The organism is Shewanella acanthi, assembly GCF_019457475.1.
GTDB lineage: Bacteria > Pseudomonadota > Gammaproteobacteria > Enterobacterales > Shewanellaceae > Shewanella > Shewanella acanthi.
On record NZ_CP080413.1, the window covers coordinates 1910241 to 1932113 of the forward strand.

Consider the following 21873-nt stretch of genomic DNA (forward strand, 5'->3'; position numbering starts at 1 on the left):
TTGATAACCTAAACGAGACAAAATATTGCAACAGTTGATTGCGAAAGCCCATACATTGAGGACGTAAGCGTCCTGATGTATGGGCCGATGTGACATTGTGCTTATTGACTTTGCTTTAAATCCATATGCATTTTGATAAGATGCTCCTCCATATCGAAGGTCACCTTAAAGCCGAGGTTTTTAGCAAGGCTTGCCATATTGCGATTCTCAAACATGGTAAATCCGGTTAATACTGGCGTGTCATTGTTACGGTAATACTTAATGAGCTTCTCGAGCAGTAACTTCCCTAAGCCAATGCCTTGGTGATCGCCACGCACTGCCATTGCAAATTCAGCCTCGGTATTGTCGGGGTCAATGGAGGCCCTCACTGCGCCAAGGGTGATATCGTCACCATCGGCACCTTTTGCCGTTGCAATAAAGGCCATTTCACGGGCGTAATCGATTTGCGTTAACACTGCCATTTCCTCGTGGGTCATTTTAGAACGAACCCCAAAATAGCGTTTATATCTGTCCTCATCGGAAAGGGAATTATCGAAGGCCAAATGCTTAGGTTCATCCTCGGGCAGAATTGGCCGCAGCATGACCTTAAGGCCATTTTTAAGGACTGCGTATTCCTCAAGCTCTTTAGGATAAGGCATGATGGCAAGGCGGCTGGCGTTATCTGTCTGACCGTCGTGCAGGCGAATATTGACATCGAGCAGGGTGATATTTTCCCCCGCCGCCAGCACTGGATTGAAATCTAGCGAGGCAATCTCTGGGCAATCGATAATGATGTGGGAGATTTGAGTGAGCATCACACACAGGGCGTTCATATCCAGCCCAAGCGGTAAATGCCTGTCTTTGAGTTTATGGGTTTTGAGAGCTTGGATCACCATGTAACGGGCCAGCGCCATATTTAGCGGCGGCAGGGCAACAGCGGCATCGCGGGTTGGATCCCACTCTGAACCTCCTTCACCTAAACAAATAGCTGGGCCAAATACGGGATCGCTAATGACAGCAACCCGGATTTCCTGTGCTCCCGCCGTCAATGCCATCTTCTGCACTATCATGCCTTCGATAACCGCATCGGGATCTGCCTGATGTACCCTTTGGGTGATTGCTTTGGCGGCGTGGCGAATATCTTCATCGGAGGTTAAGTTCAGCATCACCCCATGGACATCACTCTTATGCAAAATGTGCGGTGATTGTACTTTTAGGGCAACAGGGAATCTTGCTTGATTGGCAATATCGACCGCTTCATCAGCATCCTTGGCAAACCAAGTATCGATCGTGTTTAAGCCATAGGCGCGCAGAATCGGACTGGCTTCGTGGGTTTCGAGTACAAATTTGCCCTTCGCTTGTGCGGCCTGCAACAATTGGCGAGCTGTTTGGCTGTCGGTCGGGATATTGTCTGGGATAGACTGCGGCACTTCCTGCAGCAGTTTTTGGTTACGGCGATATTCCACCATATGCATAAAGGCACCCACGGCGCCTTCTGGGGTGCGATAGGTCGAAATGCCGCCCTTAGTGAAGCGTTTTCGGGCTTGATAGGCTGAGTCCTCACCACTCCAGTTCGTGAGAATATTTAAACGATTCTTCTTTGGATGGGCATGGATGACTTTGACTAGTGCATCGGCAATCTCCACACTTTCGCCTAATGCCGATGGCGAATGCAGCACCAAAATCGCATCTAAGTCACCGCTGTCCATCAAAATGTTTAAGGCTGCGGCATAACGGTCGGCATTCGCATCGCCAATAATATCGATGGGATTTTGCCGTGACCAAGTATTGGGGAGCTGTGCATCGAGTTTACTGACAGTGTTCTCGGAAAGCTCAGCCAGTTTGCCACCACGAAGGATAAGTTCATCGACGGCAAGTACCGCGGGGCCGCCGCCATTACTAATGATCCCAAGGCGTTCACCCTGCAGGGGATTGGAGTGGGCAAGACTTTCAACTGCTGCAAAGAGTTCAATCAAATCATTTACCCTGAGCATACCCGCACGCCTAAAAGCGGCTTCGTATACCGCATCGTTACCACCTATACCACCCGTGTGAAGGCGGGCTGCACGGGAGCCCTCGGCGCTGCGGCCAGACTTGATCACTAAAATGGGTTTATTACGAGAGGCTGCGCGGGCAGCGGACAGGAAATGGCGTTTTTCATTCACTGAGTCGATATACAGCATGATGGCGCTGGTGCGGCTATCACGGCCTAAATAATCGAGGAGTTCGTCAAAGTTAATGTCGGTTGCATCGCCCAGTGAGATAAAAGATGAAAAGCCAATCCCCTTATTGTTGGCCCAATCTAAGACCGTAGTGCAAATGGCGGCCGACTGCGAAACAAAGGCAATTTTCCCGGGCAGGGCGCTGGCATGGGCAAGACTGGCGTTTAACCCCAAGGGCGGCAGTAACATGCCAAGGCTGTTCGGGCCGAGGATACGCATGCCATAACGCTTGGCGTGTTGCATGGCAAGGTCGAGCAGACTGACGCCATCGTCATTGCATTCCTGTGCCATACCCGACGCCATAATAATCGCAACCTTGCAACCAAATTGAGCGAGCGTTTCTACCAACGCGGGAACGCGGCTGGCGCGAGTACAAATGATCGCCAAATCGGGTTTAATCGGCAAAGACTCGATATTAGGATAAGCAAGTACCCCCATCACAGCGCGGTATTTTGGGGTAACGGGCATGATAGGGCCAGAAAATCCACTCGATAGTAGATTCTTCATTAACACATTGCCTGCACGTTTTTCCCCGTTGGAGGCACCAATAATGGCAACGGATGTTGGTTTGAAAAGCGAATTTAACGTACGTTGACTCATAAGCGAACCCAATTAAGTCGAAGTCATAGCCAGTGTAACTTAGGAATGTAAAGCTGCACAGCTAACTTTCTGTATCTGCTAGACAATATGCAGAGTAAATCAGCAATTGATGATGAAGAAAACACTTGCCATCGTGTTTACGACTAAATGCTAAAGGTAGCATTCAAAAATTGAGAACAACGCACCGTTTTGGGTAAATATTATCCAGTGCCCGTTTGAAAACCCCTGAATATGAAACTACTTTTTAATCACATAACAATTTTTGTGAAGTCGCTATGACATACAAGGATGGAATGGTTGCAGTGTTGGCTGTGGCTATCGGATATGCGTTCGGAACCTGGTTCAGTTTTACACTGAGCTCGCTGGTTGCAGTAGTGACAATGCTTATTTGGCAGAATTACCGACATATTGCTGGCGATGAAACGGCCCTGAATTCATCTGCGCCTCGTCACGACCCAACCGTCTCTTTCTCTCACTGGGAAGAGCAGCGAAATTTTTATCAAGAACTTTCAGTTTCACTTAACGGCTGTGAACAAAGCATTGGTGATGTTTTGTCTGTGCAATCCGATGCAGTGAATTTATTAGGGGAATCATTCGATGGACTTAACCGTTTAATGAGTGAACAAAGCAGTTTTATATCTGATCTGGTTCATAGCGCGGATGATGAAGAGATATTTCACTCAGCACAGATGAAGCTGTTTGCCCACAATACCTCTGTAACTCTTGAGCGGTTTATCCAGTCGACCATTGAAATGTCGGCATCGAACATGGAATTACTCGAAAAAGTCAACCTTATCTATGAGGCCATGCCCCAGGCAATGAAAGCGCTTAAGGACATTGACCAGATCTCCTCACAAACTAATCTGCTGGCGCTTAATGCGGCAATTGAGGCTGCCCGTGCGGGTGACGCAGGCAGGGGCTTTGCCGTTGTGGCTGACGAAGTACGTGCGTTGTCGAATCGCAGTGCAGGCTTTAGTGACAGTATTCAAAAGCAATTGAGGTCGATCCAAACTCAGATTGAGCAGCTAACTGAACAGGTGAGCAAGGTGGCGGCTCAGGACATGTCATACATTATTGATGCTAAAAAGGATCTGGATAAGGCACTCGAGCAAATTATCGTTAAAGCTGAAAAGGATGCCGCTGTTATCGACAGAATTGATGCGTCTGCACAAGAGCTTGAGGCGGCCATTGCAGGTGCTATTCGTGGTCTACAGTTCAGTGATATCACCTCCCAAAGCCTCATGTATACCAACCAAACATTGCAGCAGCTTATGGCGTTCCTAACCCAAGCGGCTGAGATGTCTCAAGAGGAATTTGGTAAAAACTGTGAAGGGTTGGTGAGTGAAATGAATGTGAGACGTCAAAGCAGTCATAATCCAGTCTCAGCCAATCAAATTAGCTGCGGTGAAATTGAACTATTTTAAAGAGGGAATGATGGCAATGGCGAATGTGATAGTAATTTCTTTGCCAGAACGATTCGATTTTTATTACCACAAAAAATTTACCAGTGATTATCAACGGGCATTCACTGATGTGGGGGTTAATCAGTTAGTCCTAGATTTTAGCAGGGTGCTTTATATAGACAGTTCTGCGTTAGGAATGATGGTCTTGCTGCATCGAAAGGCATTAGAAAAGAAAATTAGTACCAGTATTCGTGGTTTACATGGCCAAGCGGAAGACATTATTAAAATCGCGAATATGGAGCGTTTATATCGAATAGAAAGGGAAAAATAACTTTCCATGGGGCCAAGGTATATTTTAATCGTCGAGGACGATTTAGTTATTAATCAGATTATGACGGCCTTTATTCATCAAAAGGGATGGAATGTTATTACCTGTTGTAATTTAGCCGATGCACAACAGGAAATTCATCAAGTTGGTATAGAGTTAATCTTGCTGGATTATTATTTGCCTGATGGTACAGCGTTATCAATGCTAGACACATTAAAAAAATATAGGCCATCAGTACCCGTTATTGTGATCAGTGGCGATAACGAACCTCAAACTATTCTGTCTTGTTTTAAGTCTGGCGCATTGGATTATATTATTAAACCGGTGAACTTGGAGTTGTTTTGGCACAAAGTAGAAGGTCTATTAGCTCGCTTCTCATTAGAAAAAAAGGTCAAGAAACAACATAATATTCTAGAGAAATTGTTGCTCGAAAAAAGTCATGAAGAGCAAATAGCCCGTCGTTTATTCGATCATTTTATTGAAATTAATAGCGTGGGCTATGAGTTTGTTAAGAGTTTTACTCAATCTAGCACAAGTTTTAGTGGCGATGTTGTAGTGAATGCTATCGCCCCTAATGGCAATTTTTTTCTGATGATTGCCGATTCCACCGGCCATGGACTCAGTGCCGCAATGCCAATCCTCAGGGTGGTGAATACCTTTCGCGCCATGGTGGCTAAGGGATTTGACCTTATCACCCTTGTCAGTGAGATAAATACCAATATTTACCATGAGATCCCAGGCGATCGCTTCGTCGCCGCTGTAGTTGTCGAAGTTAATTTCAATAGAAATCAAGTTTTTATTTGGAATGCGGGTATGCCAGATGCGTTATTGCAACTTGAAAATAACGAATCACGGACTGTGTCGAGCCATACCACAAACGACTTAGTGCATTACAAGTCGAAGAATTTAGCGCTGGGTATCATGTCACCCGATGCCTTCAGTGCCAATGTGGAGGTGATTGATCTTCCAATGGCGGGTTGCTTGTGTTTGATGAGCGACGGATTGATTGAGCATAAAACCAAGGATGGAGCATTTTTAGGTATGGAAGGCGTAATTTCATTATTGAGTCTTTACGGTAAAGACTTGACGGATTACATGAGGGAAACGCTGAATCGTCAGTTCTTCGATGATATTAAAGATGATGTGGCAATTTGTGTGCTCGATTTTGATTTATTACATCAATGGTATCAGCATCGCCCTGCAGAATTTTGTATCGGATGTAATAAAGGCGAGTTCACATGGCATATCAATATGTCAGGCCCCATGTTAATTGGTGCCGAATATTTAAACTCTTTAAACCATTTTTTGAAAATTTTCGGTTTCCCAACTACGTTTAGTCAAAAAGTATTTACAGTTGTGTCTGAGTTATTTACCAATGCCGTCGATTATGGGGTACTTAAACTTAATCCTGAATTGAAAAATGATATTGAAGGCTTTGATGTGTTCCATAATTTACGAGAGAGAAGTGCCTCGCAAATTACCATGAAAGATTGGGTTGAAGTCGAATTGCAATGGTATTGTCTGGCCAGTGAATTACATATCACAGTATCGGATAGTGGTGAGGGTTATTGTCCGAAACCAACGTCAGAGTTAACAGATGTGCTACAACTATCTGGTAGGGGGCTAAATTTAGTTCGATCCCTTTGCAAGCGCTACGAGTGGATAGCACCGGGAAATATTACAAAAGTCATAATGGAACTATAAATGAGTAAAAAAATATTAATTGTTGATGACTCCGCTGCAATACGGCAGATGGTTGAGGCAACTCTTAAATCCGCTAATTATCAGGTTGTCTTAGCAAAAGATGGCCAAGAGGCTCTCGACATTTGTAAAGGGCAAGGATTCGATTTTGTTTTGACGGATCAAAATATGCCGCGAATGGATGGCATCACCCTGATTAAGTCGTTAAGAACCATGTCGGCTTTTATGCGTACCCCCATCATAGTGTTAACCACTGAAGCGGGTGACGATATGAAAAATCAAGGTAAGGCCGCAGGCGCCACTGGGTGGATGGTGAAACCCTTTGACCCGCAAAAGTTATTAGCAATTACAGCTAAAGTACTGGGTTAATTTAGGTCGGGGTGCGCTATGTCCATCAATATGGCAGAGTTCCATCAAGTCTTCTTCGAGGAAAGCCATGAACACCTTGAGAGTATGGAGCAGCTCCTGCTCGCGTTAGATTTAGATTCCCCTGATCCCGAAGAGTTAAATACAATCTTCCGTGCCGCACATTCCATCAAAGGTGGAAGTGGTATTTTTGGCTTTACTGCGCTCACTAGTGTAACCCACGTGATGGAGAATCTTCTCGATAAGACCCGTAAGGGCAACTTCGAATTAAACTCATCGGTGATTGATCTCCTACTTAGAACCGTTGATACCTTATCGCATATTTTGAATCTCTATCGAGAAGAAGAGCCTATCGATTGGCAGGAAGTCGAATTTTCTAAAAATCAATTGGTTGCCGCTTTAAATGGTGAATCCTTTTCAACGGCCAGTGCAAGTTCAGGGGCTGCTGTAGTAGCGTCCCAAGGAGACGTAGAATCAGCCGTTACTTCAAAAACGGCAGTGGAAACACCACCTGAATCTAACACCGATGAAGGTTTTGGATTTTTTAAGGATGATGTTGAACTTGCGCTTGCGACAGAATCTGATGGGTATGGGTTTTTCGATGAGGCCTATATTGCCAAGGAGATTACGGTAGACGATTTGCATCCAAAGGGCAGTGAAAGTGCTGTGACAAAGGCTGATGCAGAACTCAGTGACGATGAATTAGGCTTTGGCTTTTTTGAATCCTTAACCCCAGAGGCAGAGGATACGCCATTAGTAGATGACATCTCCCAATCGGCCGCAGAGGCAAGTGTTAAGGCTAACGGCAATGATGATCAGCCAACTGCGACAACTAATACAACTAGCACGACAAGGACGACCGCTCCGAAAACACAGACGGCAGAAGTCGAAGCCAATAAAACCGATGGGGTGAAAGTTGTCACTGCAACAACCACTAAGACCGATGTGCCCGTTAAAACACCCGCAGCGGCGAAAAAGGCTGCTCCGCCAAGCTCGGATTCGACCTTAAGGGTCGAAACCTCAAAAATTGATAGTTTGGTTAACCTTGCTGGCGAGTTGGTCATTACTCAATCGATGTTAACCCTTATTGGTAATGAGCTAGGGGGCGAAGTGGGTGAGCGCCTTAAAACGGCACTCAATGAGCTTGAACGTAACACCCGCGAAATGCAGGAAGCGGTGATGTCGGTACGTATGTTGCCAGTGTCTTTTGTGTTTAACCGTTTCCATCGTTTGGTGAGGGATTTATCCGATCAACTGGGTAAAAACGTTAACCTTGTAATTGAGGGCGGTAACACCGAAATCGACAAGGGTATGATTGAAAAGCTGGTCGACCCGCTCACTCATCTAGTGCGTAACAGTCTCGACCATGGCATCGAAAAACCGGAGAAACGAATCGCCGCGGGTAAACCTGAAATGGGGACGTTATCCCTTAAAGCTAGTCAACGGGGCGGCAGTATTGTGATTGCTGTCCACGATGACGGCGGTGGCCTAAACCGCGATCGCATCCTGCAAAAGGCCCGTGAAAATGGCATGGCTATTTCGGATAACTTGCCCGACAAGCAGGTGTGGCAATTAATTTTTGCCGCAGGTTTTTCAACGGCGGCAGAAGTCACCGATGTATCAGGTCGTGGCGTCGGTATGGATGTGGTGCGTAAAAATATCGAAGCGCTAGGTGGGCGTATCGATATCGATTCGGTGACAGGCCAAGGCGCGACATTCGAAATTCAGTTACCACTCACCTTAGCTATTGTTGATGGCATGAGTGTTAGCACCGGTAATCAAATTTACATTCTTCCCCTTGTGCATATTATTGAATCAATTCAGCCACAAAGAGATCAACTTAAATTCCTTGCTAATGAGCAGCTTATAAAGGTAAGGGAAGAATATTTACCCCTATTAAACCTTCACGAATTAATGGAAATTGATTCCCATGCCCAAACTCCTGAAGAGGGCATAGTGGTCCTGCTCGAGAGTAACAATAAACGCTTTGGGCTGTGTGTCGACGGTTTAGTCGGCCAGCAGCAAGTGGTGATTAAGAGCTTGGAGAAGCATTATCGCAGGATCCCTGGGGTATCGGGCGCCACCATTATGGGTGATGGCAGCGTGGCCTTGATTCTGGATGTCGAATCACTCGCCCTGCATGTGAACAATTAACCGAGGAAGTTGTTATGGATAGTCGCACGAATACGGCGAGCAAACAGGAATACAGTGTCCACGATGAGGTTGAGTTCTTAAGTTTCGTGCTCGGGGAGGAGCATTACGCGCTGGACATTATGTCGGTGAAGGAAATTCGTGGCTACGAGCCGGTCACTAAAATTGCCAACGCGCCGAGTTTTATAAAAGGGGTACTCAACCTGCGTGGTGACATAGTGCCTATCGTCGACCTTAGGATGAAATTTGGTGTCGGCAGCGCCACTTACAACGAATTTACTATTGTCATTATGCTCAATGTGTACGAGCGAATCGTCGGTATCGTGGTCGATGCGGTATCCGATGTGATCAAACTGACGACAGAAGAGATCCTTCCACCGCCCGAATTTGGGGTGGCTTTTGATAGCCGTTACCTCAAGGGGCTCGCGACGGTGGAAGATAAAATGATCATTTTGGTAAATATACAGGCTCTGATCAGCAGTGATGAGCTCGGGTTAATTGATGCAAGTAATCACTCTGATCAGGAGTAATCATCATGGGTATTTTCAATGTGTTTGGAAATAACAACAATAATGTTGAGGCGCGTCAGCAACAGGACGTAGCCCTGCAGCAAAAGGAAGAAGAGCTGCAGCTGTATTTCCAACTCTTAGACAACAGCGGGAACAGCTTTATGATCGCCGACAGCGATCGCAACATTATCTACGCTAACAAGGCGGTGATAAAAATGTTGACTGAGGCTGAGGCGGATATCCGTAAAGAACTGCCACAATTTTCGGTGGCGAGGGTGGTTGGCAGTAATATCGATATCTTCCATAAAAATCCCGCTCACCAGCGTAATATGCTTGAACGCCTCAATCAGACACATACTGCGCAGATCACCATCAGCAAACGCACCTTTAAGCTGATTTTAACACCCATTATATCTAAGGATAATAAACACTTAGGTACAGGTGTTGAATGGATTGACCGCACTGAAAGTATTGAGTCTGAACGGGCGACTCAGCGGATATTAGAGGCGCTTAATAACACCAGTACCAACGTGATGATCGCCGATGCTAACCGCAATATCATCTACATGAACCGTTCGGTTGAAATGATGCTGCGTCAATACGAGGGAGAATTACGCGCGGTATTGCCGCAATTTTCGGTGGATAAAATCCTCGGTAGTTGCATGGACATCTTCCATAAAAACCCTGCTCATCAGGCTAGTCTGCTTGATAAACTCGACCGTAAATACGAATCCCACATCAAAGTGGCCAGCTGCCACTTTCGTTTAACCGCAAGCCCGATTGTCTCCAAATCCGGTGAGCGATTAGGTTCAGTGGTCGAGTGGCTTGACCGTACCATTGAAGTGCAAATTGAGCAGGAAATATCAAGGATTGTTGATGGCGCGGCGGCGGGTGATTTTTCACAACGCGCAGCGACTGAGGGAAAACAGGGCTTCTTCCTGATGCTGGCCAACAGCTTGAATGCGTTGATCGAAACGGCAGATCGTGGTCTTCAAGATGTGGCAAGGGTGTTGATGGCGATGGCGGATGGGGATTTAACCGCGCGTATCTATAACGATTACGAAGGCACTTTTGATGATTTGAAAAACTATTCAAATCAAACCGCGGAAAAGCTTTCCTATATGATCAAGGAAATTCAAGGCGCTGCGGATACCATTAATACGGCGTCTTCTGAAATTGCTCAAGGTAATGCGGATCTGTCTAGCCGCACCGAAGAGCAGGCTTCAAGCCTTGAAGAAACCTCAGCGAGTATGGAGGAGCTTACAGGTACGGTTAAACTGAACGCCGATAATGCGAGCCAGGCGAATGCGCTGGCATCGAAGGCTGCGGGTGTTGCCGTTGATGGTGGCGAGCTCATCCAACAGGTAGTGCAAACCATGGCTTCTATTAATGAATCGGCACGTAAGATTGCCGATATTATTGGGGTTATTGATGGAATTGCCTTCCAGACTAACATTTTAGCGCTTAATGCAGCGGTAGAAGCTGCCCGTGCGGGTGAACAAGGTCGGGGTTTTGCGGTGGTGGCATCGGAAGTACGAAGCCTTGCGCAGCGCTCGGCAAATGCCGCGAAGGACATTAAAGCGCTGATTTCAGATTCGGTCAGTAAAATCGAAAGCGGTAACACTTTAGTCGGAAAATCCGGTGATACCATGGAAGAAATTGTGGTCGCCATTAAACGGGTGAACGACATTATGGCCGAGATTGCGGCGGCATCGAATGAGCAAGCTGTTGGTATCGATGAAATCAGTAAAGCCGTGGTGCAAATGGACGAAATGACACAGCAAAACGCGGCCTTAGTGGAACAGGCTGCCGCTGCGGCCGAAAGCATGCAATCCCAAGCGCAACAGCTATCCGACAGCGTCGCAAGCTTTAGGGTCGATGGAGACGATGCACCGCGTGCCAATGCGCCAAGAATTACGGCTCCAAAAACCAATGGTGTTAAGGCAAAAGTGGCCGCCACTAAGGCAAAACCTGCAGCAGCTAAGGCCAAACCCATGAGTTTTAAACCGCCAAAACCGGAAGAAGATGAGTGGGAAGAGTTTTAATAGAGCGATGTCGTGCCTATGGACAGGGAATTTACCTTCACCAACGCGCATTTTAATACGGCACGGCAAACGCTGTATCAAATCGCTGGAATAAAGCTCGCCGATAGCAAGGATGCGTTAGTGTATAGCCGGTTAGTGAGACGAATACGTTCTCTAAAACTTGCCGGCTTTAACGAATATTTTAATTATCTTAATGATCATGAGAGTGAGCATCAGGAGTTTATTAACGCCCTGACCACCAATCAAACCGCCTTTTTTAGGGAGCCCCATCATTTCGACATATTAAAGCAATACTTGCAGGCAAATCCGCAAACACGGCGTATTTGGTGCGCGGCCAGTAGCACGGGGGAAGAACCCTATTCTATTGCCATGACGGTGGCTGAACACTTTGGCACTTTTGATACACCCGTTGAAATCATCGCTTCGGATATCGACTCCGTTGTGTTAGGTAAGGCGGAAACAGGCATATATCCTATCGATAGGGTCAGTGCCATCAGCGATAGCCGCAAACGATATTTCTTTCACCGTGGAGTGGGATCGCGTAGTGGCTATGTACGGGTAGTGCCGGAACTGAGGCAGATGCTTAAGTTTGTGAGAATCAATTTGCTGGACCAAAAGTGGCCCATTAAAAGTCCCGTGGATGTAATTTTTTGTCGTAACGTAATGATTTATTTCGACAAGCCAACTCAGGAAGTGATTTTAAAACACATGATGTCGACACTCTCGGGAACGGGGTTATATATCGCGGGACATTCTGAAAATTTTAATATGTTCCCCGAGATAGTGACGCCGAGTGGCAATACCACCTATAAGCCCAGTAAAAGGAGTTTGAGTGGTAAACAATAAGGAATTTGGCATAACAGAGCCGAATCGATATTACGATCGCTACTTTGATCGAGAAGCGGTAAAAATCCTACCAGGGGAGTACTTTGCTACCCGTGAAAATAGCATGATTGTCACTGTATTAGGTTCATGTGTCGCTGTCTGCCTCTATGATCCAGTTTTAAAAATCGGTGGTATGAATCATTTTTTACTACCAAACGACAGTAATCCTACCGCAACCTTGATGACGGACTCAGGTCGTTATGGGGTATATGCAATGGAGCTGTTGATAAACCACGTGTTAAAGCTAGGAGCACGTAGGAATGCGTTGGAAGCAAAGGTGTTTGGAGGGGGCAATGTGTTAAAGGGATTTACCGTGCAAAACATTGGCGAGCGTAATGCGGAGTTTGTTCTTGAATACTTACAGATGGAGCAGATCCCTGTGGTGGCCGCCGATCTGCTGGATATTTATCCGCGCAAGGTTTATTTTTTTCCTGATAGTGGCAAAGTGCAAGTTCGCAAAATTAAAGCCATGCACAATAGCACCATTATTGATAGGGAAAGCGAATACCGTCTTCGTGTGCGCGATCTGCCAACTGGCGGTGACATTGAATTGTTTGGTGATTAATCATGACCATAAAAGTACTTGTTGTGGATGATTCGGCGCTTATTCGCTCTCTGCTCGGAAAAATGATCGAGTCCGATCCCGAATTGACTTTAGTAGGCATGGCGTCCGATGCGTTTAAAGCCAAAGAGTTAGTGAATCTTCATCGTCCCGATGTGATCACCTTGGACATTGAAATGCCAAAGGTGGATGGCCTCACGTTTCTCGACAGATTAATGAAGGCAAGGCCCACCGCGGTGGTGATGATTTCTTCATTAACCGAAGAGGGGGCCGATGCGACCTTTAATGCCCTAGCGCTTGGCGCAGTGGATTTTATCCCTAAACCCAAACTCGACTCTCCCCAAGGTTTTAACGAATATCAGTATTTGATCCTTGATAAAATCAAGTCGGCCGCGAATGCAAAGCTGTTCAAAACCCAAAAAATGGTGCCGACTCTGCGAAGTACCAGTCAACGTCAATTATCCCCTTCGGTCTTAAACAAACACTTGCTTGCGATTGGCTCATCGACGGGGGGCACCGAGGCGATATTGTATTTGCTTAAAGAACTTCCAGCACTGATGCCACCGATTGTGATTGCCCAGCATATGCCCCCAGGCTTTACCCGTACCTTTGCCGCACGACTTGATAAACTCACTGCACTGCACGCTAAACAGGCTGAGGATGGTGAGCGTCTGATGCCGGGCACTGTATATGTGGCACCTGGTGATCAACACCTCGAAATTGTGAAAATGGGCTCAAACTTTAAGGTCCGATTGACAGATGGTGAGAAGGTGAGTGGGCATCGGCCATCGGTGGACGTACTGTTTAATTCCCTAGCCATGTCCGCAAAGAAAAATACCACAGCCGTGATATTAACGGGCATGGGTAAGGATGGGGCCGATGGTATAGAGCTGCTCCATGACTTGGGCTGTACCACCTTTGCCCAAGGTGAGCAGAGCTGTGTGGTATTTGGTATGCCGCGAGAAGCAATCAAACGTGAAGCAATTGATTATGTCGTGGAACTTGAGGATATGGCGGATAAGCTATTGAGTCATTTTGCCAAAATTTAAGATATCCACATTCCAATAAGCGGTTAATTGAACACCTTTCTTTATGATTAAGTGGTGCAGGCTATTTTTGATGGGGATCTTCAGCGTGCGAGGCGTGACTCACAAGACGATTTCGGCCGCCACGCTTTGCCTCATAAAGGTTTTTATCCGAGAGTAGCAGGCAGTCTTGGAACTCATTGCAATAGGACGCAAACGCGAGCCCACCACTAAAGGTGACGCTAAAGTTAATCCCATCCTCTAAAAACACCACGTGACTAAAACTCTCTCGAATGGCATTGAGCTTCTTAATTGCCTGCTCCTCGGTGATATCGGGCAGCACCAACATGAATTCTTCACCGCCATAACGGCCAACAAAGTCTGTTTGCTTAAGTGATTGTTGCAGTAAATGGGAAAAAGCTAAAAGCACCTTATCTCCACCAGCATGGCCATAGGTGTCATTCACTTTTTTGAAATGGTCTAAATCGAACATGGCGATACAGACGTTGGTTTTCATTTTTTTTGCCAGATAGAAGCATCGTCTTGCTGCGACTAAAATTTGGGTGTGATTCAACAGCCCTGTGAGGCTATCGCGGCAGGCGGAGCTGCGAATATCTTGGCCGCGCTGGGCCCGACTGATAATTTGAGTGACTAATAACCCAGGTTCGGTTTGTTTAGAAATAAGATCGTCTGAGCCTGCCTGAATGATATTCACTTTGTTCTGCATGGTGTCGTCGGCACTTAAAATCAGAATGGGGCTGGAACTGTATTTATCGAGTTGACGGATCATCCTCGCCAGTTCTAACCCATTTACCTCTGGCATATAGAGGTCAAAGATAAACAGATCCGGCTCAAATAACTCAAGGGTTGGCAGGACCTCCTCAGGATCCGTCATTCCTTTCACCATCAGGCCTTGGCTTTGCATCAATTTACTAAAATAGTCGACCATAGATTGCTGATCGTCCACCAGCAAAATTTTAAGCGGCTGTTTTTCTGACATTTTGAGCCACTGGTGAATTTTGCGCACCAACAAGGTTGTCTCCGCGGGTTTGACAAAATATTCACTGACGTTGGCGCGAATGGCCAGTAATCGCATATCGAAATCACTGCGGGAGGAGAGCACAAATACCCGCGTATTGGCCTTTTCAAATTCGGTGGCAGCGGCAAAAAGCTGAGGCTCACTGTAATCGGGCAAAATCAAATCCAGCAAAATCAGATCGAAAGGATGTTTATCTTGTTCGGTTTTAAAACTCGTAAAGTTTAAAAACAGTTTTACGTTGAAGCCGAACTCATGCAATTGCTTGGTGATGATGGTGCCGACATTAGCATCATCTTCAATGACGGCGATGCGGTATTGATGCTTTGCTTTAGCGCTTTGATGCAAATAGGCATCTTCCTGAGCCCGTGTACATTGGCGAGTCAGACTCTGCAGTAGCTGGTGGAAGAGATTATCGAGCAGTTTAATGGTGTTAAGTTCGGGCGGAGCGAGGTTGAGTAAACGAGTTAAATCGCCATCGAGTTGGTCGACCAAATGCTTTGTGTCGGTTAAGCCAAAGGTATCGCAGGGACTCTTTAGGGTATGGACTTCACGGTGAAGCGCCGAGAGTAAAGGCTCCTGCCAATTCTTACGTAAGGACACCCATAGGTTTGTAATTTTTTTATTTTTATCAGGTAGTGACTGTAAATACTGACATTTTAGCAGTTCTAATGACTCTTCAAAGTTCATCGTTTATCACCATTAAGGCTACGTAAGAGGCAATTAGACACGAAACACACGTATCTAGAGTGTGAAATTGATAAGTGAATATCTTTTCTAGCGCTACTTTAAAGGCAAGTATACGTCACTGATATTAATCACTTATATTAGTTGAATTAAGTGTAAGCTAATTTTTAATTTTTGCGGTGTAATTGGCGTTAAATTGGGATGAGGTAAGTAAAAAGTAGCAAATCAGTTTGGCAGTGCCAGTTTATCTCAAACTAGAAAGACAAGAAGCTTATTTTTCCATCGTTGTGTTTTGCGATAAAGCCACTTTTAAAACTCATATGCCTGCTAATGTTATCCATGAATCAGAGTTGGTCGCGTATATTAAATCATTCAATCTTGTGCAAAATAGGTTTTTTGATGACTTGGAATTCGAACGTTTATCTTCTGAGTTTGAGATTGCTCAGTCATTTTCTCATCAGGAGGCAAAGGCGTTACATTTAGCGCTGCTAAATCACAGACGATTCGAACCCTCAATTTCTAAACTTGCGGATTAGGCAATAATTTCCAGATGCATATTTAATATGTTTTTAAGAGGAATTTTAAATGTCAGATAATGTGGAAAAAACAGGCAAAGTCACTTTGCACCGCGTTTTTAAAGCGCCAGTTGAGCGAGTTTATAGGGCTTTTACCGATAAGGGGGCGCTGGAGCGATGGATCCCACCCTCGGGTTTTATCGGCACTATTGATGAGTCTATACAGGAATTTAAAGTCGCCGTTGGGGCCGGTTATGCCATGAGTTTTACCCAGTTTGCGACGGGTCACAGCCATTCCTTCAAGGTGACCTATACCGAACTCATTCCGAATAAGCTTATCCGTCATACCGACCAATTTGACGATGCAAATCTGCCCGGCGTGATGCAGGTAACGGTTGAACTGGTTGAAGTCTCCTGCGGCACTGATTTACATATTACGCAGGAGGGGATCCCCGCAATTATCCCTGTAGAGATGTGTTACCTCGGTTGGCAAGAATCGTTGCAGCAATTAGCCGCATTGGTGGAGGCTAAGACAGAGTAATGCTAATTAGGTTGAACAACTTATATATGTTTAACCCAGTTAAATTGAAAAGTGTCTGGATTGATGGTTTTTACCGTATAAATACTGAATAGCTACACCGCTAAACGCTTAATGTATGACACTTTAGCAAAATATCATCATTTTTAATGAGGTAGTTTTTTCATCGTGATGAGATAAGCTTTAAAAATAACCGTGATGGCGAAGGGGAAGCGCGATGTGTTTGAACGGATGTATGCGATATCTATTACTATTGGCCGTATTGTGTTTTACAGGCTGCGAAAGACATCATAAATCCCATTATACGGTTGATTATTTGCCTCCCGCACTGTCCATTCCCGTGACAATAAGTAAGAACCCAGACGCCACAAACGGGATTACCTTAACTTGGTCTTCCATATCCGTCGCGCAAAGTTATCAAATTTATCGCTGTGAAGTGCCTGACGGTGTCACACAGGACCTAACAAACGCGATTGCGTTTGAGGATTGTGGGGAACCGATTGCTGTCTCAACAACCCCCAATTATACCGATGTACCGCCTCGAACCGCTCCTCAAGCTTATGTCTATCACCTAAGAGCATGTGTAGATGTAGCAGCTACACAATGTGGAGATGTTATTGCTTCTATCGCTGCCGCGCAGGCGGCACCTGCTGCATTACCTCAAATGACAAGCCGTATTGGGGATGAAGGACGGCAAGTCATTTCAGGTTTAACGACGACGTTACACGCTTTTAGCACTAATGCGGAAGGGGATGTGCAATGGCGTTGGACACAGGAAGGTGGGCCAAAGGTATCACTGTTGAATGCCGATACCCCAGAGCTGACATTTACGCCGCCGAATGTGTCTGAAAATACGTTGCTCTCCTTTGAACTCAGAACATCAGACGCCAATGGGATAGGTCGACCCGCGAAGGTGGCCGTTACCGTTGTTCCCGCGAATAATGTCAGCGTTAAAGCTGGCGCACCATCTCGTATTGCCTGTTCAGGTGATGAGGTTTCTTTACACGCGCGTGGCAGTGATGACAAACTGATTTATGAATGGAGGCAAATCTCGCCGGAGTCTCCTGCGGTCACGTTGATAGATGCTGACACCGCGAATCCACGCTTTACGGTACCAGAAATGCCACAGGGCGGTGTGTTACATTTTGAAGTCATAGCGAGCGATCCGGTGACAGGGCGCAATGCCAGTGCCCGTACATCAGTAGCGGTACAATATGCAGTACCTTCGCCAATGCCAGTACTTGAACCATCACAGACCCCTCAACAGGTGCCAACCCCAATCCCCTTGGCTGCACCGTTACTGAGTCCTCTGCAGATTGCGCAGCCACTTCAGTTACCGTCTGCGCAGCAGTTGGTTCCTGTTGCAAATCCCATTTTAGTACCTCCAAAAATTCCGCCCCAGGCATTAGTGCTTAGCGCACAACCGCCAGAAGTGGCAACGGGTGGAACAGACGTCCAACTCAGCGCAACAGCGACTGGCGGGCGGGAGCCATATCAATGGCAATGGGTTCAGACAAGTGGTCCAACGGCAACACTTACTGATATGACAGAAGCCGTGGCCATGGTTACCCTGCCTGCAGTGGAATCGATACAAACGCTGACTTTTATGGCCACCGTAACAGATGCTGATGGGGCAACACGTACAGCTCAAGCAGAAATTCAGGCAACCTTGGTTCCAAGCGCGTCTTCGGGCGAGATTCCAACGCCAATAACGCCCGTCGAACCTCGTCTAGTCATTGTGAATGAGACTGTCCCCATTATTAATCCCCAATTAACCGATATGAATGTCGTCCAATTGGCTGGACCTAAGTTACAACTCACTGAACAACCCGATATTTCAGGGGGACAAGTGATGGTTACGGCTCCGTTGCTCAAGGAGCATTCGGCCTATGCGACTGTGGCGGTGACCGGTAAAAATACAAAAGGACAGCCAGAACATTACATTGTCCCTATTTTGATAATACGCCCACCGTCGCAGTTACCCGCAAATGAGGTTCCACCTCAGGTACTTCCCCCTCAGGAAATCCCCAAACAAGACGATCCGCTTGTTATTGTGGCGGGGACATCAGGAGTGATTGCTAAAGAGGGAGACAGTAGAGCGTTAGGTGTGGTGGTGCAAGGAGGTAAGGGACGGGCGAGCTATCAATATCAATGGTCTTATTTGAAACAAGAGGGCGATCCAGATATTGACTATATTGGTGAAAATACTGCGAAGTTAACCTTGACTATTCCCGCCGTCGATAGGCCATGGTTACTGCGTTTTCATGTTGATGTGACCGATGGCGCTCAAACGGTTAGCCGAGATGTGTTAGTTCAGATCAATGATGTGGCCGACAGTTTTGTGGTTGGGGCGATGACGCCAATGACAGTAACAAGTGGCGACCAAGTTATCTTAAATGCACCACAACCCACAGGAGGCGTACTCTTTGCGACATCGGAGCGATATCGTTATTCGATATCACAGATTAGCGGCTTACCCGATGTCATTTTAACCCCCGTTGGTGATGCAATAGCTAATCAAGCCAGAAACTGGCGTTTTACGGCTCCCACACTGCCGCCAGGTGCTGCTGATGTGGTGTTGCAGTTTGAATTTACCAGCTATGACCGTGTTGATAATCAAGTAAAGGTGACTCAAGACATTATCGTGAAGGCGCCGATAGGGACACCAATGGTCCCGAATATATCAGTGCCAAGCAGCATTGCTCTCGGGACGTCACTGCGTCTGCAGGGGGATGTAACAGGCGGCACGCCACCCTACAGTTATGAATGGCAAATCGAGCCTGAAGTACAAATGATAGCGGGTAAAGCGGCTTTAAGTTTATCGACTATCAACGAGGTTGGACAAAACCCCAGTATTACTCCTGATAACCTAGGGTTACGTCGTTTAGATGTGGCAAGCTATCGACTCGCCATTAAACTGCGGGTAACCGATGCACAACAGCAGGTCGCCGAGTCTACAACAGAAACACTTGTCGTGTTAGTCGAGGCCCGGCGTAAAGGTACTCAGGCTATGGTGTGTGGCGACATCAATACGCAAACACCGTGTACGGATTTGGATTTGGTGTTAGGCATGACCCAAGAGTGTGAAGACTATCAGCCTTATGCACTGAGTGTGGTCGTGAAGACGCATGAACAGTCATCCGGTTCTTCTAACCTATCTAATTTTTATGAATATCGTCGCTGCGCTGATGCTTCTACCGCCTACAACTTATTTATTGTGACTGGCGATAAAGATAATCCGCAATGCAGAAACTACACCCCCACATCACCAACGAGTGATTTTACTTGTCACTTTGCATGTTATGGCGATGGCTGCAATATCAATACAATTCCACCCGATGCGACGTTGATTGGCCCCGTCGGCAGTGATGGATTCTTAACGATAGGCCAGTTGCCTTTTAACAATTAACCATAATGAATATCGCCAATGACCTTGCCTGCCCGGCAAGGTCATTGTTTATGGGATGATTGTTGCAAAATTTAACTTATAAGCATTTAATGCAAGCAAAGCTGGCGACTTTGGTAAAGCGACCAAAATAGCGATCATGGCTTTCACTCAAATCGCTAAGCCTTGTTAAGCACTGGCAAGGTTTGCCAGATACTCATCGAAGGTGCCTTGGAAGTTAATGAGTTTTTTATCGCGGATATCGATAATGCGGGTCGCGAGGGATGATACAAACTCACGGTCGTGGCTGACGAAAATCAATGTGCCTTCAAAATCTTTGAGGGCATTATTTAACGATTCAATCGCTTCCATATCCATGTGGTTTGTCGGTTCGTCCATAATGATGACGTTAATATCTTGCATCATTAACTTACCGAAAATTAACCGGTTTTTCTCACCGCCCGAGCAGTTTCTGGCTTTTTTATTGGCATCATCTTCGGTGAAGAGCAAACGACCCAACATGGCGCGTACCATCAAATCGTTGTGTTTTGGCTGACGCCATTGGTCCATCCATTCAATAATAGTCAAATCATTATCGAAATCGCTGCTGCTGTCCTGCGGGCAGTAACCAATAGAGGCATTTTCCGACCACTTGATCACGCCCTGATTATGAATTAACTCATTGACTAAACAGCGTAATAGGGTGGTTTTACCGACACCGTTTTCACCGATGATGGCAAGCTTTGCGCCCGCTTCAAGGATGAGATCGCCGCCTTCGAACAGTAATTCACCGTCAAAACCGTGGGCTAAGTTTTCAAGGATAAGCGCCTGACGGTGCATCTTCTTACCTGGCGCAAAGCGAATAGATGGCGCGATACGGCTCGAGGACTTCACTTCATCCAGCTTGATTTTGTCCATGCGCTTAGCGCGCGAGCTGGCGAGTTTTGCCTTTGAGGCGTTAGCCCCAAATCGGTTAACGAAGTCCTGCAGCTCTTCAATCTCGGCGCTCTTCTTAGCATTGCTCGACAGCAGCTGTTCACGTTGCAGCGCCGATTGCTCGAGGAAGTACTCGTAGTTACCGGGGTAAATACGCAGTTCACCGTAATCTATATCCGCCATATGGGTACAGACTGCGTTCAGGAAGTGCCTGTCGTGGGAGATGATGATCATGGTGCATTTGCGTTTATTGAGCTCAGTCTCAAGCCAACTGATAGTGTGAATATCCAAGTTGTTGGTGGGCTCATCAAGCAGCAAAATATCGGGGTTGGCAAACAGTGCCTGTGCTAACAGTACCCGCAGTTTCCAGCCGGGCGCGACCTGTGACATTGGGCCGTAGTGAAAAGACTCTTCAATACCGGCCTCAATCAGAATTTCACCGGCGCGGCTCTCGGCGCTGTAGCCATCCATCTCGGCAAACTCACTTTCCAAATCGCCCACGCGCATGCCGTCTTCTTCGGTCATGTCGGGTTTGGCGTAGATGGCATCGCGTTCCTTTTTGATTTTCCACAGCTGAGTGTCACCCATGATCACCGCATCGATTACCGTGTATTGCTCAAAGGCGAATTGATCCTGACTCAGGGTACCGACCTTTAACCCTGGGGTGATAGACACGTTGCCAGAGGTTGGGGCGAGGGCACCACTTAGGATTTTCATAAAGGTGGATTTGCCGCAGCCGTTAGCGCCAATCAAACCATAACGGTTGCCGTTGCCAAATTTTGCCGAGATATTTTCAAATAATGGCTCGGGGCCGAATTGCATGGTGATATTAGCGGTAGAAATCAAAGCGATGTCCTAGGGATAGAGTCGGTAATAAAGGGCTTAATTCGCCGCAATGACTTAAGGAGCGTGTTGAAAAACAGCGCAGTAGATAAGTGTGCGGTTGACCAAGATGATTTGGCCGCGGAGTATAGCGATTTTGTGCTTAAGATGCGAGTTA

Annotated in this window: 16 protein-coding genes; 13 read left to right on the forward strand and 3 right to left on the reverse strand. The window is 46.4% G+C overall.

Annotated features, from left to right (window positions below):
* Positions 1 to 101: 101 nt before the first annotated feature.
* Positions 102 to 2801 carry a bifunctional acetate--CoA ligase family protein/GNAT family N-acetyltransferase gene (locus K0H61_RS08380; protein ID WP_220052224.1) on the reverse strand — a complete coding sequence of 900 codons (2700 nt, stop codon included), beginning with the start codon at positions 2799 to 2801 and terminating at the stop codon, positions 102 to 104.
* A 275-nt stretch (positions 2802 to 3076) separates the two neighbouring features.
* Between K0H61_RS08380 and K0H61_RS17890 the strand changes: the two genes are divergently transcribed.
* From K0H61_RS17890 to K0H61_RS08430, 10 genes are read left to right on the forward strand one after another with little or no spacing between them, the layout of a single operon-like run.
* The gene (locus K0H61_RS17890; RefSeq protein WP_220052225.1) at positions 3077 to 4225 is read left to right on the forward strand and encodes a methyl-accepting chemotaxis protein; all 1149 of its coding nucleotides are present in this window, start codon (positions 3077 to 3079) and stop codon (positions 4223 to 4225) included.
* Positions 4226 to 4241: 16 nt separating this feature from the next.
* Positions 4242 to 4535, forward strand: coding sequence for an STAS domain-containing protein (locus K0H61_RS08390; RefSeq protein ID WP_220052226.1), 294 nt, complete (start codon positions 4242 to 4244; stop codon positions 4533 to 4535).
* Between the two features lie 6 nt (positions 4536 to 4541).
* Complete coding sequence (locus K0H61_RS08395; RefSeq protein ID WP_220052227.1) at positions 4542 to 6236, forward strand: fused response regulator/phosphatase; 1695 nt, start codon at positions 4542 to 4544, stop codon at positions 6234 to 6236.
* Positions 6237 to 6602 (forward strand): response regulator, encoded by a 366-nt coding sequence (locus K0H61_RS08400; RefSeq protein ID WP_220052228.1) that lies wholly within the window; start codon positions 6237 to 6239, stop codon positions 6600 to 6602. It begins immediately after the preceding gene.
* An 18-nt stretch (positions 6603 to 6620) separates the two neighbouring features.
* The gene (locus K0H61_RS08405; protein ID WP_220052229.1) at positions 6621 to 8753 is read left to right on the forward strand and encodes a chemotaxis protein CheA; all 2133 of its coding nucleotides are present in this window, start codon (positions 6621 to 6623) and stop codon (positions 8751 to 8753) included.
* Positions 8754 to 8767: 14 nt separating this feature from the next.
* Positions 8768 to 9280, forward strand: coding sequence for a chemotaxis protein CheW (locus K0H61_RS08410; RefSeq protein WP_220052230.1), 513 nt, complete (start codon positions 8768 to 8770; stop codon positions 9278 to 9280).
* A 5-nt stretch (positions 9281 to 9285) separates the two neighbouring features.
* On the forward strand, positions 9286 to 11304 hold the full coding sequence (locus tag K0H61_RS08415; protein WP_220052231.1) for a methyl-accepting chemotaxis protein: 2019 nt from the start codon (positions 9286 to 9288) through the stop codon (positions 11302 to 11304).
* Positions 11305 to 11322: 18 nt separating this feature from the next.
* On the forward strand, positions 11323 to 12150 hold the full coding sequence (locus K0H61_RS08420; protein WP_220052232.1) for a CheR family methyltransferase: 828 nt from the start codon (positions 11323 to 11325) through the stop codon (positions 12148 to 12150).
* Positions 12137 to 12754 carry a chemoreceptor glutamine deamidase CheD gene (gene cheD / locus K0H61_RS08425; protein ID WP_220052233.1) on the forward strand — a complete coding sequence of 206 codons (618 nt, stop codon included), beginning with the start codon at positions 12137 to 12139 and terminating at the stop codon, positions 12752 to 12754. The genes K0H61_RS08420 and cheD overlap by 14 nt, the downstream gene beginning before the upstream one ends.
* A gap of 2 nt (positions 12755 to 12756) precedes the next feature.
* The gene (locus K0H61_RS08430; protein ID WP_220052234.1) at positions 12757 to 13800 is read left to right on the forward strand and encodes a protein-glutamate methylesterase/protein-glutamine glutaminase; all 1044 of its coding nucleotides are present in this window, start codon (positions 12757 to 12759) and stop codon (positions 13798 to 13800) included.
* Positions 13801 to 13861: 61 nt separating this feature from the next.
* Here K0H61_RS08430 and K0H61_RS08435 read toward each other — a convergent pair whose 3' ends face one another.
* On the reverse strand, positions 13862 to 15502 hold the full coding sequence (locus K0H61_RS08435; RefSeq protein WP_220052235.1) for a diguanylate cyclase: 1641 nt from the start codon (positions 15500 to 15502) through the stop codon (positions 13862 to 13864).
* A gap of 227 nt (positions 15503 to 15729) precedes the next feature.
* On the opposite strand from K0H61_RS08435, the gene K0H61_RS08440 reads away from it, so the two are divergent.
* The 3 genes from K0H61_RS08440 to K0H61_RS08450 all read left to right on the forward strand — a co-directional run bounded on the left by K0H61_RS08440 (position 15730) and on the right by K0H61_RS08450 (position 19961).
* Positions 15730 to 16035 carry a hypothetical protein gene (locus K0H61_RS08440; protein ID WP_220052236.1) on the forward strand — a complete coding sequence of 102 codons (306 nt, stop codon included), beginning with the start codon at positions 15730 to 15732 and terminating at the stop codon, positions 16033 to 16035.
* A 49-nt stretch (positions 16036 to 16084) separates the two neighbouring features.
* Positions 16085 to 16555, forward strand: coding sequence for an SRPBCC family protein (locus K0H61_RS08445; RefSeq protein ID WP_220052237.1), 471 nt, complete (start codon positions 16085 to 16087; stop codon positions 16553 to 16555).
* Between the two features lie 232 nt (positions 16556 to 16787).
* A complete protein-coding gene (locus K0H61_RS08450) occupies positions 16788 to 19961 on the forward strand; it encodes a PKD domain-containing protein (RefSeq protein WP_220052238.1) in 3174 nt (1057 codons plus the stop codon).
* Between the two features lie 165 nt (positions 19962 to 20126).
* Here K0H61_RS08450 and K0H61_RS08455 read toward each other — a convergent pair whose 3' ends face one another.
* A complete protein-coding gene (locus K0H61_RS08455) occupies positions 20127 to 21719 on the reverse strand; it encodes an ABC-F family ATPase (protein ID WP_220052239.1) in 1593 nt (530 codons plus the stop codon).
* Positions 21720 to 21873: the final 154 nt, after the last annotated feature.